Source organism: Paracidovorax valerianellae, from assembly GCF_900102625.1.
In the GTDB taxonomy this organism is placed as follows: Bacteria; Pseudomonadota; Gammaproteobacteria; order Burkholderiales; family Burkholderiaceae_C; genus Paracidovorax; species Paracidovorax valerianellae.
On record NZ_FMZC01000009.1, the window covers coordinates 141,654 to 155,477 of the forward strand.

Here is a 13,824-nt window from a genome sequence, read left to right on the forward strand (position 1 = left end):
ATGTCCCGCTTTCTCCTTGCTCCCCTGGCACTGGCCGCCTCGCTGGCGGGCTGCAGCCTGATGCCTGCCTATCAGCAGCCGGCGGCCCCGGTGCCCGCCGCTTTCGCGGGCGATGCCGGCGCGCCCGCCGCGGTGCCCGTGGCCGACATCGGCTGGCGCGACGTGTTCACCGATGCATCGCTGCAGCGCGTGATCGAGATGGCGCTGGCCAACAACCGCGACCTGCGCGTGGCGGCGCTCAACATCGAACGGGCGCGTGCGCAGTACCGCGTACAGGACGCGGCGCTGTTCCCCACGGTGAATGCCGCCGGGGGCGGCAGCGGCAGCCGCACACCGGCGGACCTGTCGGGCGCGGGTCGGCCGGTGGTGGCGCACAGCTACAGCGCCACGGTGGGCTTCAGTGCCTACGAGCTGGATTTCTTCGGCCGCGTTCGCAGCCTGAACGCGCAGGCGCTGGAGCAGTTCCTGTCCACCGCCGAAGCGCGGCGCAGCACGCACATCAGCCTGGTGGCCGAAGTCGTCACCGCCTACCTCACGCTTGCGGCGGACCAGGACCGATTGCGCCTGGCGCAGGACACGCTGGCCAACCAGCGCAACGCCTTTGCGCTCAACCAGCGCAGTTTCGACCTGGGCGTGGCCTCGGCGCTCACGTTGCGGCAGGCGCAGACCAGCGTGGACTCTGCCCGGGTGGACGTGGAGCGCTACACCGCCCAGGTGGCGCAGGACCGCAACGCGCTGGTGCTGCTTGTGGGTGCCGACGTGCCGCAAGACCTGTTGGCGCTTTCGTTGCCCGACGACGCCAGCGCTGCTTCCAACCCGCTGGCCAGCCTGCCGCCCGGCCTGCCGTCCGATCTGCTGCAGCGCCGTCCGGACATCCTGCAGGCCGAGCGCACGCTGAAAGCCGCGAACGCCAGCATCGGTGCAGCGCGCGCCGCTTTCTACCCGCGCATCAGCCTCACGGCCTCCGCCGGCACGTCGAGTGCGGACCTGTCCGGTCTTTTCAAAGGCGGCTCCGGCAACTGGAGCTTTGCGCCGCAGATCACGCTGCCGATCTTCGATGGCGGTGCCAACCAAGCCAATCTCGACATCGCGCGCATCGACCGCGACATCGACGTGGCCCAGTACGAGAAGGCGATACAGACGGCGTTTCGCGAGGTGTCCGATGCGTTGGCGCAGCGCAGCACGCTGGGACGCCAGATGGAGGCCCAGCAATCGCTGGTGAACGCGACCTCGGACAGCTATCGCCTGTCGGACGCGCGTTTCAAGCGGGGGGTGGACAACTACCTGACCGTGCTGGACTCGCAGCGCTCGCTCTACACCGCGCAGCAGAACCTGATCGGTACGCGGCTGTCGCGCTACGCCAATCTCGTCACGCTCTACAAGACGCTCGGCGGGGGCTGGGTGGAATCGACCGGCACACCGGTGGCCGCGGTCGGCACCGCCAAGCCTTGATGGCCGTCGGGCTCTCCCCCCAATCCGGGCGCACTCGGCCGTGCCGAAAAACACCAAGGCCGAAGCGGAGCTGACGCGCGCGCGCATCGTCGGCGCGGCGCTCGAGGCATTCGCCCGCCACGGCGCGCACGGGGCCGGGCTGGAAGACGTGGCAAGGCAGGCCGGCGTGTCGCGGGGCGCGATCTACTGGCATTTCACGGACAAGGGCGCCTTGCTGGAGGAACTGCTTGGCCGGCTGCGCTGGCCGCTGGACGTGGGTGCGAACTTCGGCGCCGATGCCTTCCACGGGCCAACCTTGCCCTTGGGCCTTTTGCACGGCTGCCTCGTTCGCCAGATCGGCGAGTGCCGTGCTGACCCGGTGCAGTGGCCGCTGGTGCAGTGGGTTGTGCGAGAGCCCTGCGAACCGGCCAATATGGACGGCTGGGGGCTGCGCATTGCGGCGGCCCAGGCGAGGGCGGTGCGCCATCTGGAAGCTGCGCTGTCGGTCGCGGCCCTGCGCGGTCAATTGCGCGAAGGGCTGGAGCCGGCCATGGCCGCCCGCTGCCTGCATGCCGTGGGGCGCGGTGTGCTGTCCGAGCGAACGGAACATTCGGACCCAGGGCAATACCTGCAGCAGGTGGGCGCGTGCCTGGGCTTTTGCCTGGACGGCATGACGCCGGGCCGCTGGCGCACGCCGCCGCAGCGCCTCTCATCGGCCGGCCATATGCCTTGAGGCGGCGCCTCAGGCGAACGCGTCGATGCGCGCCACATGGTCTTCGATCACCTGCGCCATCCAGTCCATGACCACACGCACCCGGCGGGGGAGGTGGCGGCGGTGCGCGTGCAGCAGGGTGATGGGCATCGGCGGGGCCGGGTGCCCGGGCAGCACCGAGACCAGCGTGCCCCGCTCCAGGTGGCCGTGCAACCCGATCAGCGGTGCCTGCACGATTCCGAGGCCGGCCAGGCAGGCGGCCTGGTAGGCCTCGGCCCCATTGACGGTAATGGGCCCTGCCATCGGCTGGCGCAGGACCTTGCCATCCTGCAGGTGTTCGAACCCGCTCGATTTCGCGCCCAGCGTGGTCACGTAATGGATCAGGTGGTGGTGCTCCAGATCCTGCAGGGACTGCGGCGTGCCGAGGCGCGCCAGATAGTCCGGGCTGGCGCAGTTGACCATGCGCAGCTGGCCCAGCGGGCGGGCCACCAAGCCAGGCTCGGCCACGGTGCCGACGCGCACCACGCAATCGAAACCCTCGCGCACCAGGTCCACGCGGCGGTCCGTGCTGCTGATCTCGATCTCCAGACGGGGATGGCGCTCCAGCAACCCGGGCAGTTGCGGCAGGACCACGCGGCGCGCGACGCCGGTGGACATGTCGATGCGCACCCGTCCGCGCAGTGCGTCACCGCCTTGCTGCTGAAACATGGACTGCAGTTCGTCCACATCCGCCAGCAAGTCCTTGCACCGCTCGTAGTAGGCCTGGCCATCCTGCGTGAGCTGTACGCGCCGCGTCGTGCGGTGCAGCAGCCGCGTACCGAGCTGGCTTTCCAGATGCTGCACCGCCACCGACGCCCCGGCTTTGGGAATCCCCAGCGCCTCGGCCGCCTGGGTGAAGCTCGATAGCTCGGCCACGCGGACAAACACCAGCATGCGGTCGAGTGGGTTCATTGTTTTGCTGGGTTGAACAAACTGATCAATTTAAAGCGGTTTATCAGAGGATAACGGCTCAATAGACTGCAAGGCATTCCGATCCACCCCGTACCGAAAGGCCCGCCATGACCGATTCTTCTCCCACGTCTTCCACATCTCCCACACCGCCCATCGCCCTCGTCACCGGCGGTAGCCGCGGGCTGGGCCGCAATGCTGCGCTGCACATCGCGCGGCAGGGCATCGACGTGATCCTGACCTACCGCACGCAGGCAGACGAAGCCCGCGACACCGTCGCCGAGATCGAAAGCCTGGGCCGCCGCGCCATCGCGCTGCCGCTCGACGTCTCGCAGAGCGGTACTTTCGTGGCGTTCGCCGGGCAGGTGCGCGAAGCGCTGGCGCAGCACTGGCAGCGCGAACGCTTCGACTTTCTGGTGAACAACGCCGGCATCGGCATCCACGCCAGCTTCATGGAAACCACCGAAGAGCAGTTCGACCAACTCGTCGGCATCCATTTCAAGGGCGTGTTCTTTCTCACGCAAAAGCTGCTGCCGCTCATGAACGATGGGGGCCGGATCGTCAACGTGTCCACCGGTCTGGCGCGTTTCGCGCTGCCGGGTTTCGCAGCCTACGCCGCCATGAAGGGCGCCGTGGAAGTGCTCACGCGCTACCTGGCCAAGGAACTGGGCCCCCGCGGCATCGCCGTGAACGTGGTCGCCCCGGGTGCCATCGAAACCGACTTCGGTGGCGGGGCCGTGCGTGACAACGCGCAGATGAACGCCTTCATCGCCTCGCAGACCGCGCTTGGCCGTGTGGGCCTGCCGGATGACATCGGCGGCGTGATCGCCTCGCTGCTGCTGCCCGCCAGCCGTTGGGTCAACGCGCAGCGCATCGAGGCCTCGGGCGGCATGTTTCTTTGACGGGCGTCCGAAGGCTTCCCGCAAAGGCGTTGCCGCGAGGCCGCTTCTGCAAGCGCTACGCCGCGCCGCGGTGCAGCACCCGGCGGTACTGAACCGCCTCGGCCACATGGGCCGGTGCGATCGCGACGGAACCGGCCAGGTCGGCGATGGTTCTTGCCACTTTCAGTGCCCGGTGCGTGCTGCGCGCCGACCACGCCAGGCGGGTGGCGGCCGCCTGCAAAAAGCGCGCAGCCGCCTCGTCCAGCACCAGATGCGTGTCGATCTGCTGGCCCTGCAGCGCCTGGTTGGGCTGGCCCTGGCGGTCCATCGCCTGCTGCCGCGCCCGCACCACGCGCTCGCGCACCGCCGCCGTGGCTTCGCCGGGCGGGGCCTGCAGCAGCTCATCGGTGGGGAGCGCCGGCACTTCCACGTGCAGATCGATGCGGTCCAGCAGCGGGCCGCTGAGCTTGCCCTGGTAGCGCCCCACCTGATCGGGCGTGCAGCGGCAGGTGCGCTGGCCCGAGCCGAAAAAACCGCAGGGGCAGGGATTCATGGCCGCCACGAGTTGAAAGCGGGCGGGGTATTCGGCGCGCTGCGCTGCCCGCGCGATGGTGATGCGGCCTGTCTCCAGCGGCTCGCGCAGCGCTTCCAGCGCGCTGCGGGCGTATTCTGGAAACTCGTCCAAAAAAAGCACCCCGTGGTGGGAGAGTGAAATTTCGCCAGGCCGCGGCGGTGAACCGCCACCCACCAGGGCGATGGCGCTGCAGGTGTGGTGCGGTGCTGACGTAGGTCTCACGCCCCATCGGTCCGGCCCGAAGCGCCCCGCCAGGCTGGCGACGGCGGCGCTCTCCAGCGCTTCGTCCACGGTCATCGGCGGCAGCAGCCCGGCAAAGCGGTGCGCCAGCATCGACTTGCCCGACCCCGGCGGGCCCACGAGCAGCAAGCCGTGGCCCCCCGCCGCCGCGATTTCCAGGGCCCGCTTGGCAGCGGCCTGGCCTTTGACGTCTGCAAGGTCTGCCTCCGGTGTGCCGACCTGCAGGGGCGAGGCCTGCAGTCGCACGAAACCGTCGCCCGCCGGCTCGGCTGGGGCACCGCCCGAAGCCGGCAGAAAGTGCTGCACCACGTCGAGCAGATGGCGCGCCCGGTACACCTCGATGCCCGGCACCAGCGCGGCCTCTTCGGCGCTGCCGGGGGGCAGCACCATGCGCACGGCCACGCCGGCCGACCGCAGGGCCAGGCTGGTGGCGAGGGCGCCGCGAACGGGGCGAAGCTCGCCAGAAAGCGACAGTTCCCCCGCAAATTCATGGCCCGCCAACCGCGCACTGTCGATCTGCCCGCTTGCCGCGAGGATGCCCAGCGCGATCGGCAGATCGAACCGGCCCGAATCCTTGGGCAGGTCGGCCGGGGCCAGATTGACGGTGATTTTCTTGTTATTCGGAAACTCCAGCCCCGCGTTTTGCAGCGCCGAGCGCACGCGTTCCCGGGCTTCCTTGACTTCGACATCTGCCAAACCGACCAGCGTGAAGCTGGGCAGCCCGTTGGCCAGATGCACCTCGACCGTCACGTGCGGCGCTTGCAGTCCCAGCAATGCCCGGCTTTGCACCAAAGCAAGACCCATGTTGATTTTCTCCCTCGTCGAACGCCGGCTGGGGCCAGCCGCTGCGTTGCGAGGGGCGAGGATATAAGCAAATGGGCACCGAGTCAGAGAGCGCAATGTTTTCCTCGCCGGGCGAAGGCTTGAGAGTCATTCCGCAGAGCGCGAGTGGCGCATGGCAAGTGAATGGGACGTTGCCGCGCAGGGCCTGGCCCCATGCATGTTTTATGGTGAACACATTGGTTCACTTTGAATAATGGGTTGACGTTATCAGGCAACGGTGAATCAACCATTTTTGGATTCGAGATCAGATCGCCGCTTCATGTGGGTCGATAAATGCGGCTGCGACAAGAGTGGTGTTGGGAATATCAGTCTCACCCACTGCAATAAATAAGAGGTGCTTATATCGTGCGAAAACGCAGGTATTTGTCGCCCCGTTTATCGAATCACACGAAAGCAAATGAAACAAAAAAACCCTATATTCGAAATGGCGCCGGCTTTTACCCTAGCCTAATGCCGTGCTGCAGTGCAGCATCGAATTAACAAAATGGAGGTTTCTATGGATCTGACCACGCGTCTCATGCTTCAAAACCGTGCCTGGGCCGACGAGATGACCTCGCGCGATCCGGCATTTTTCGAAAATCTGGTGGCGGGGCAGCAGCCGCGCGTCTTCTGGATCGGGTGTGCCGACAGCCGCGTGCCGGCCGAGAGCGTCACCAATGCGTTGCCCGGCGAATTGTTCGTGCACCGCAGCGTCGCCAACCTGGTCCGCCCGGACGATCCCAACATCATGAGCGCGCTGCAATACGCCCTGGATGTGCTCAAGGTCGAATACGTCATCGTGTGCGGCCACGAGGGTTGCGGGGGCGTTCGGGCCGCCCTGATGCCGGCCGAAAGCGCCGTGCCCGCGCGGGGCGACTACCTGGCCGAGCACCTGCGCCCGTTGCGGGCCCTCTACCGCCGCCGTGCGGGCGAGATCGACGGCGATGCGGTGCCTGATCCGGAGGCGGCCGATGAACTGGCCGCCCGCGTGGGCCGGTTCGTCGAGGTGAACGTGGCCGAGCAAGTGCATACGTTGGCCGCCACCCCGCAGGTCCGGCGCGCCTGGGAACGCGGGCAACCGTTGCAACTGTTGGGCTGGGTCTACGCTTTGCGCGACGGGCGCCTGCGCCAGGTGCTCGAAGTCGACGCCAGCAGCACCCAACTGGCCGCAGCGGCCTGACGCGAAGGAGTCCTCATCATGCAAGACACCCTTCGCAACCCTGGCGGCAGCGCATCGCCCACCGGCCTGCTCGGCCATTGGCGCAACGACGTGCCTGCGGGCCTGGTCGTTTTCCTGGTCGCCCTGCCGCTGTGCCTGGGCATCGCGCTGGCCAGCGGTGTGCCCCTGCTGGCGGGGCTGGTCTCCGGCATCGTGGGCGGGCTCGTCGTGGCCTGGCTCTCGGGATCGCAACTCAGCGTGAGCGGCCCTGCGGCCGGGCTGGTGGTCATCGTCGTCGACGCGATCGTCAAGCTCGGGAGCTTCGAGTCCTTCCTCGTCGCGGTGGTGATCGCCGGCGCGCTGCAGTGGCTGTTCGGCCGCCTGCAGGCCGGCGACATCGGCGCCTGTTTTCCCTCGCCGGTCATCAAGGGCATGCTGGCCGCGATCGGCCTGATCCTCATCATCAAGCAGCTTCCCGTGGCGTTCGGTTTCGCGTCCGGCGAGCAGGCCATGCGCCTGGTGCCCAGCACCATCGACGGCTTCGACGACCTGGGCCGGCTGGTCGGGGCCGTCACCGGCAGCGCGGTGATCATCGCGGCCGGCGCACTGGCGATTCTGTTCGCGTGGGATTCGCCCTGGGCCAAGCGCCTGCCGCTGATCGGCCGGCTGCCCGGGCCGCTGCTGGCCGTGCTGTGGGGCATTGCGTACCAGGCCATCGCTCTGGCGACCGAGCCATCGGTGGCATTGCCCGATTCGCAGCGTGTGGCCCTGCCTGAGGGCGACAGCCTGGGCGCGCTGTGGTCGCAACTCGCTTCGCCCGACTGGTCGGCGCTGGCGCGGCCCGAGGTCTACACCATCGCGTTCACCCTGGCGGTGGTGGCCAGTCTGGAAACGTTGCTGAGCCTGGAGGCCGGCGACCGGCTCGATCCGCTCAAGCGCGTAGCCCCGCCCAACCGGGAACTGCAGGCGCAGGGCGTGGGCAACGTCCTGGCCGGCCTGCTGGGCGGGCTGCCGATCACTGCGGTGATCGTGCGAACCTCGGCCAACATCCAGTCCGGCGCGCGCACCCGGCTGTCGGCGGTGTTCCACGGCGTGCTGCTGCTGGCGAGCGTGCTGTTCCTGTCGGAATTCCTGCAGTGGGTGCCGCTGGCCGCGCTGGCCGCCGTGCTGCTGCACACCGGCTTCAAGCTGGCCAAGCCGGCCATGATCGCGGCGGTCTGGCGCGAGGGATGGTCGGCCTTCGTGCCCTTCGCGGTGACAGTGGGGGCGATCCTTGCCACCGACCTGCTCATCGGCATCCTGATCGGCCTGGCGTGCAGCATGCTGTTCCTGATCCAGGCCAACACGCGGGGCGCGCTGACGATGATCTCCGACGGCAACGTGCACCTGATGCGGCTCAGCAAGGACGTCTCGTTCTTCAGCAAGGCCACGCTGCGCCGCTACCTGGACCGGGTGAAGCCGGGGCATTCCCTTGTGATCGACGGCTGCAACTGCGGCTTCATGGACCGCGACATCCGGGAAGCGCTGGACGACTTCGTGGCACATGCGGAGGAGCGCGGCGTGCATGTCGAATTGCGCTCGATGCCACAGACGGCTGCGGCCGTGCTCCCGGCCGATGGCGAGCGGCCACATCCCCTGCATTGGCTCAAGCCCCGTGCGGCACGCTGACCTTTCCGACGATGTGATCTCCGACCGTGCCTTGCTGTACCTCGGGGGCTGGCTCGGCACGGTCGAGGTCCTGGCGGGGAGCACATAAGCACCGGCTGGCATCGAATCACTTCGAATTGGGCGAAATGCACCAAGGCAGTGTGTTTCGCCCCGCCGTCCCCAGGACGGTGCGTTGAGCCTGCTTCCTGCCGAATCGCCGCGCCGGTGGCACTGCAATGGTGCAAAACGTTACCTGCCTGCATGGCGTGTAACGACTTTCGGCATACCGCCCCAGCCGCAGGGAAGGCTGCGGGGCTGCGGTCATGGGGCATGGCACGGTCCATGCTTGGAACGGGTTCATCCCTAATCAGCCACCCCGGAGGAACCATGCCCCGTGTATCCATGAAGTCCTTGAGCGCCGCCCTCGTCGCCGCCCTGCCTCTGCTGGCCAGCGCGCAACTGACGGGCAACGTCAGCCTGACCACTAACTACAAGTTCCGTGGACAGGACCAGGACGCCAGCCGGGTCAAGGCCGTGAAGCCCGCCATCCAGGGCGGCTTCGACTACAGCTTCGGCGACAGCGGCTGGTATTTGGGCAACTGGAACTCCAGCGTGGACTGGCTGCCGGGCAATTCCATCGAGATGGACTTCTACGGCGGCTACAAATTCAAGGCCGGCGACGTGGACCTGGACCTGGGCGCACTGACCTACGCCTACCCGGGCAACTCGGTCGGCAACACCACCGAGCTGTACGGCGCCGCCACCTACGGCCCGCTGACGGCCAAGTATTCGCACACCATCTCCAAGGACTACTTCGGCTGGGCTGCGGCCAAGACGACCAGCAACAAGGGCCGCAACACCGGCTACCTGAACCTGGCCTACGCGCAGGAAGTGGCTCCCAAAACAACGCTGAAGGCCTCCGTCGGCTTCACGCGCTTCGCCAGCGACATCAAGGACCTGGGCGTGCCCAACTACATGGACTACAGCGTGGGCGGCGCCTATGACTTCGGCTCGGGCCTGTCACTGTCGGCGGCCGTGGTGGGTGCCAACAAGAAGGCCTTCTTCGGCCCGGTCAACAAGTCGCGCCTGATCGTCGCGCTCACGAAAACCCTGTAAAGACAACAGGCGCCGAGGGGCGCCCCAACGGAGATAGAAACATGAAAATGGTGACAGCCATCATCAAGCCCTTCAAGCTCGACGAGGTGCGCGAAGCCCTGTCGGACATCGGGGTCCAGGGCATTACGGTGACCGAGGTCAAGGGCTTCGGCCGGCAAAAGGGCCACACCGAGCTGTACCGCGGCGCCGAGTACGTGGTCGATTTCCTGCCCAAGGTGAAGATCGAGGCCGCCGTGTCCGATGAACTGGTGGACCGCGTCATCGAAGCCATCGAGGGCGCCGCACGCACCGGCAAGATCGGTGACGGCAAAGTCTTCGTGTGCCACCTGGAGCAGGTCGTCCGCATCCGCACCGGCGAAACCGGCAAGGAAGCCCTGTAAGGCCCGGCCCCCCGCGCCTCTCACCAGACCCAAGAGAAACCGCCATGAAAAAAATGCTTGCTTCTTTCCTGCTGGGGTTGAGCCTGATGGCCTCCGGCACTGCCGTGCTGGCCCAGACACCCGCCGCGTCCGAACCCACTGCCGCGACGGCTCCTGCTGCCGCTGCGCCGGCCGCGGCTCCCGCTCCCGTGGCCGCAGCGCCCGCACCGGCCGAAGCCGCCGCAGCGGCTGCACCGGCCGCGGCCCCCACGCCCAAGCTCGATTCGGGCGACACGGCCTGGATGCTGACCTCCACGCTGCTCGTGATCCTCATGACCATCCCGGGCCTGGCCCTGTTCTACGGCGGCCTGGCCCGCTCCAAGAACATGCTGTCGGTGCTGGTGCAGGTGTTCGTGATCTTCTCGCTGATGAGCGTGCTGTGGGCCGTGTACGGCTACACCCTCACGTTCGGCGGCGAAGGCACGTTCTTCGGCGGCTTCGACAAGATTTTCCTGAAGGGCATCGCGCCGGACACGCTCTCGGGCATGCTGCCGACCATCCCTGAATACGTGTTCGTGGCCTTCCAGGGCACCTTCGCGGCCATCACCGTCGCGCTGATCGTGGGCTCGTTCGCCGAGCGCATCAAGTTCGCTGCCGTGCTGATCTTCGCCGTGCTGTGGTTCACCTTCAGCTACATCCCCATGGCCCACATGGTGTGGGGCGGTGGCCTGTTGGCGAAGGACGGCGCGCTCGACTTCGCTGGCGGCACCGTGGTGCACATCAACGCAGGGATCGCCGGTCTGGTGGGTGCCTACATGGTGGGCAAGCGCATCGGCTTCGGCAAGGAAGCGCTCACGCCCCACAGCCTCACGCTGACGATGGTCGGTGCCTCGCTGCTGTGGGTGGGCTGGTTCGGCTTCAACGCCGGCTCCGCCGGTGCCGCCAACGGCGCTGCGGGCCTGGCCTTCATCAACACCGTGCTGGCCACCGCGGCCGCCACGCTGAGCTGGCTGGCCGGCGAGTCCCTGCACAAGGGCAAGGCCTCCATGCTGGGCGCTGCCTCCGGTGCCGTCGCCGGTCTGGTGGCGGTCACGCCGGCTGCCGGCTTCGTGGGTCCCATGGGCTCCATCGTGCTCGGCCTGATCGCCGGTGTGGTGTGCCTCTGGGGCGTGGGTGGCCTCAAGAAGATGCTGGGCGCCGACGACGCGTTCGACGTGTTCGGTGTGCATGGCGTGGGCGGCATCATCGGTGCCATCCTGACCGGCGTGTTCGCATCGCAAGGCCTGGGCGGCACGGGCGGCCTGACCCCCGACACCTTCGCCATGGGCGCACAAGTGTGGATCCAGCTCAAGAGCGTGGTGATCACCATCGTGTGGTCTGGCGTGGTGGCCTTCATCGCCTACAAGATCGCCGACCTGCTGGTGGGCCTGCGCGTGCCGGAAGAAGCCGAGCGCGAAGGGCTGGACATCACGTCGCACGGCGAAACCGCCTACAACCGCTGACCCATGGGATCCCTGCCGCGGTGACTGGTGGCATCGCGGCAGTGCGACAACAAGCGAGATATTCCTCCTGGACATTGGGCCCGCCGCAAGGTGGGCCTTTTTTTTGGCCGGGGCGGGCCGGCCGCGAATAATGGTGCGGGCCGGGGGCGGCGCAGTGGCCTGCCGCCAGCCCCTTCCATTCGGCCCCCTTCCATTTCCAGGAGACTCTCCCATGCCCACGGACTGGCGCCCCGCCGCTTCCGAGCCCGACCAACTGGGCGAATCGCCTTTCTGGCACCCGATCGAATCGCGCCTGTACTGGGTGGACATCGCCGGCCGCGCGCTCTGCCGCCTGCACCCTGCCTCGGGCCAGGCCGAGCGCTGGGCCATGCCGTCCGAGCCCGGCTGCATCGCGCCGGCGCGCACCGCGGGCGAACCCAGCGGGCTGGTGATCGCCCTGCGCGACACCCTGTACCGCGCCACGGCCTGGGGCGGCCCCCTGGTGCCGGTGGCCCGGCTGCCCATCGATCCGTCCACGCAACGGGCCAACGACGGCAAGTGCGATGCCCTGGGCCGCTTCTGGGTCGGCACCGTGCACGAGCCCGCATCGGGGCCGCGCCAGCCGGTCGCCTCGCTGTACTGCGTCGACGGGCGGCAGGCCGGCGCGCCCGGCGTGCGCCAGGTGCTCGACGGCGTGGCCACGGCCAACGGCCTGGCCTGGTCGCCGGATGGCCGCACGCTGTATTGGGTCGATACGCCCTCGCACGCGATCCGCGCCTGGGACTGCGATGCATCGGGCAACCCCGTCGGGTCCCCGCGCCTGCTGCACACCTTCGCCGGCAAACCTGACGGCTGGAAACCCGGCCAGCCGGGCTACGGCGGCCGGCCCGACGGCGCCACCGTGGATGCCGAAGGCCACTACTGGTGCGCCATGTACGAAGGCGGCCGCGTGCTGCGGCTCTCACCCGGGGGCGACATCGTGTCCGATATCACCGTGCCCGCGCAGTGCCCGACCATGCCCTGCCTGGCTGCCGACGGGCAGGATGGCGCCACGCTGTTCGTCACGACGGCGCGCCAGGGCCGCCCTGCCGATGAGCTGGAGCGCCTTCCCCATTCCGGCCACCTGCTGGCCGCCGGCGAGCGCCAGCCGGTCGCCGGCCTGCCCGTGAACTGGTACGAAGAAGCGGAGTTGCCCGCCGGCCTCGCCTGAGGAAGGCCACAGGACCCGGTGGAAAAAGGCGCCACGCGACGGGATTCACGCGGCGCGTTCAAAAAATTCACGGCCCACCGCGCCCCGCTGGCAAAAGCGGGCCGGTACGATCCACGCCATGGATTCCGCCCTCAGCCACACCCTCGACCGCGTGCGCGAAAGCGTCCGCCAGCGCACCCCGCTGCGCATCTGCGGCGGGGGCACCAAAGACTTCCATGGCGGGGCGGCGCTGCATGGCGAGCGGCTGAGCACCGCCGCGCTCTCGGGCATCGTGAACTATGAGCCGAGCGAGTTGGTCGTCACGGCCCGTGCGGGCACGCCCTTGGCCGACCTGGAAGCCGCGCTGGCCGCCCATGGACAATGCCTGCCTTTCGAGCCGCCGCACTTCGGGCCGGGCGCCACAGTGGGCGGCATGGTGGCGGCCGGGCTGTCGGGCCCCGCGCGCGCCAGTGTGGGCGCCGTGCGCGACTACGTGCTGGGGCTGGAGCTGATCAACGGCCGGGCCGAGCTGCTGCGCTTCGGCGGCCAGGTGATGAAAAACGTCGCCGGCTACGACGTCTCGCGGCTCATGGTGGGCGCCTGGGGCACGCTGGGCCTGATCACCGAGGTCAGCCTCAAGGTGCTGCCGGTGCCGCCGGCCGATGCCACCTTGCGCTTCGAGAACAACCAGGCCGATGCGCTGCGCCGCCTGCAGGCGTGGAGCGGCCAGCCGCTGCCGCTCAATGCCAGCCGCTGGGAGGGCGGGGCGGGCGGCACCGGATCGCTGTGGGTGCGCCTGCGCGGGGCGGTGGCCGCCGTGGACGCCGCGTGCCGCAGCATGGGTGGCGAGCGCGTGGACCCCGCCACCGCCGCGCGCGACTGGCAGGCGTGCCGCGACCAGACCCTGCCCTGGTTCGCCGGCCGTGTCGCCCGCCCGGACCTGGCGCTGTGGCGCCTGTCGGTGCCGGCCGCCGCACCCGTGCTGTCGCTGCCGGCCGGCGTGCTGCCGCCGCTCATCGAATGGCACGGCGCGCTGCGGTGGGTACAGGCCGCCCAGGGGGACGGCGCCGCGCTGCACCAGGCCGCGCAAGCCGTGGGCGGCAGTGCTTCTCTTTTCATAGCGCCCAGCGCAGTGGATACGGCGGCAGAGGCACGTTTTGATCCAAATCCTGCCGGGGCCCTGGCACAAATCCATGCCCGGCTCCAGCAGGCCTTCGATCCGGCGGGCCTCTTCAACCCCGGCCGGATGGACATCGGGCGGTAGC

The 13,824-nt window shown here is 68.5% G+C and carries 12 protein-coding genes; 10 read left to right on the forward strand and 2 right to left on the reverse strand.

Features of this window, described 5'->3' with window-relative positions:
- Positions 1-1,452, forward strand: coding sequence for an AdeC/AdeK/OprM family multidrug efflux complex outer membrane factor (gene adeC / locus BLT03_RS14950; protein ID WP_092744554.1), 1,452 nt, complete (start codon positions 1-3; stop codon positions 1,450-1,452).
- A 40-nt stretch (positions 1,453-1,492) separates the two neighbouring features.
- On the forward strand, positions 1,493-2,164 hold the full coding sequence (locus BLT03_RS14955) for a TetR family transcriptional regulator (protein WP_217640168.1): 672 nt from the start codon (positions 1,493-1,495) through the stop codon (positions 2,162-2,164).
- Positions 2,165-2,173: 9 nt separating this feature from the next.
- Here BLT03_RS14955 and BLT03_RS14960 read toward each other — a convergent pair whose 3' ends face one another.
- A complete protein-coding gene (locus tag BLT03_RS14960; RefSeq protein WP_092744556.1) occupies positions 2,174-3,094 on the reverse strand; it encodes a LysR family transcriptional regulator in 921 nt (306 codons plus the stop codon).
- Between the two features lie 107 nt (positions 3,095-3,201).
- Here BLT03_RS14960 and BLT03_RS14965 point away from each other — a divergent pair, with 107 nt between their 5' ends.
- The gene (locus BLT03_RS14965; protein ID WP_092744557.1) at positions 3,202-3,993 is read left to right on the forward strand and encodes an SDR family NAD(P)-dependent oxidoreductase; all 792 of its coding nucleotides are present in this window, start codon (positions 3,202-3,204) and stop codon (positions 3,991-3,993) included.
- A 55-nt stretch (positions 3,994-4,048) separates the two neighbouring features.
- On the opposite strand, the gene BLT03_RS14970 is transcribed toward BLT03_RS14965, so the two are convergent.
- A complete protein-coding gene (locus BLT03_RS14970; RefSeq protein ID WP_092744558.1) occupies positions 4,049-5,590 on the reverse strand; it encodes a YifB family Mg chelatase-like AAA ATPase in 1,542 nt (513 codons plus the stop codon).
- Positions 5,591-6,125: 535 nt separating this feature from the next.
- Here BLT03_RS14970 and BLT03_RS14975 point away from each other — a divergent pair.
- The 7 genes from BLT03_RS14975 to glcE all read left to right on the forward strand — a co-directional run bounded on the left by BLT03_RS14975 (position 6,126) and on the right by glcE (position 13,823).
- Positions 6,126-6,788 (forward strand): carbonic anhydrase, encoded by a 663-nt coding sequence (locus BLT03_RS14975; protein ID WP_092744559.1) that lies wholly within the window; start codon positions 6,126-6,128, stop codon positions 6,786-6,788.
- A gap of 18 nt (positions 6,789-6,806) precedes the next feature.
- Positions 6,807-8,435 (forward strand): SulP family inorganic anion transporter, encoded by a 1,629-nt coding sequence (locus BLT03_RS14980; protein WP_092744560.1) that lies wholly within the window; start codon positions 6,807-6,809, stop codon positions 8,433-8,435.
- Positions 8,436-8,801: 366 nt separating this feature from the next.
- Positions 8,802-9,530: a TorF family putative porin gene (locus BLT03_RS14985; protein ID WP_092744561.1), complete on the forward strand. Its 729-nt coding sequence runs from the start codon at positions 8,802-8,804 to the stop codon at positions 9,528-9,530.
- Positions 9,531-9,571: 41 nt separating this feature from the next.
- A complete protein-coding gene (gene glnK / locus BLT03_RS14990) occupies positions 9,572-9,910 on the forward strand; it encodes a P-II family nitrogen regulator (protein WP_092744562.1) in 339 nt (112 codons plus the stop codon).
- A 44-nt stretch (positions 9,911-9,954) separates the two neighbouring features.
- Positions 9,955-11,391, forward strand: a complete 1,437-nt coding sequence (gene amt / locus BLT03_RS14995) for an ammonium transporter (protein ID WP_092744563.1) — start codon at positions 9,955-9,957, stop codon at positions 11,389-11,391.
- A gap of 211 nt (positions 11,392-11,602) precedes the next feature.
- Positions 11,603-12,580: an SMP-30/gluconolactonase/LRE family protein gene (locus tag BLT03_RS15000; RefSeq protein WP_092744564.1), complete on the forward strand. Its 978-nt coding sequence runs from the start codon at positions 11,603-11,605 to the stop codon at positions 12,578-12,580.
- 118 nt (positions 12,581-12,698) lie between these two features.
- Positions 12,699-13,823: a glycolate oxidase subunit GlcE gene (glcE, locus tag BLT03_RS15005; protein WP_092744565.1), complete on the forward strand. Its 1,125-nt coding sequence runs from the start codon at positions 12,699-12,701 to the stop codon at positions 13,821-13,823.
- Position 13,824 lies beyond the last annotated feature (1 nt).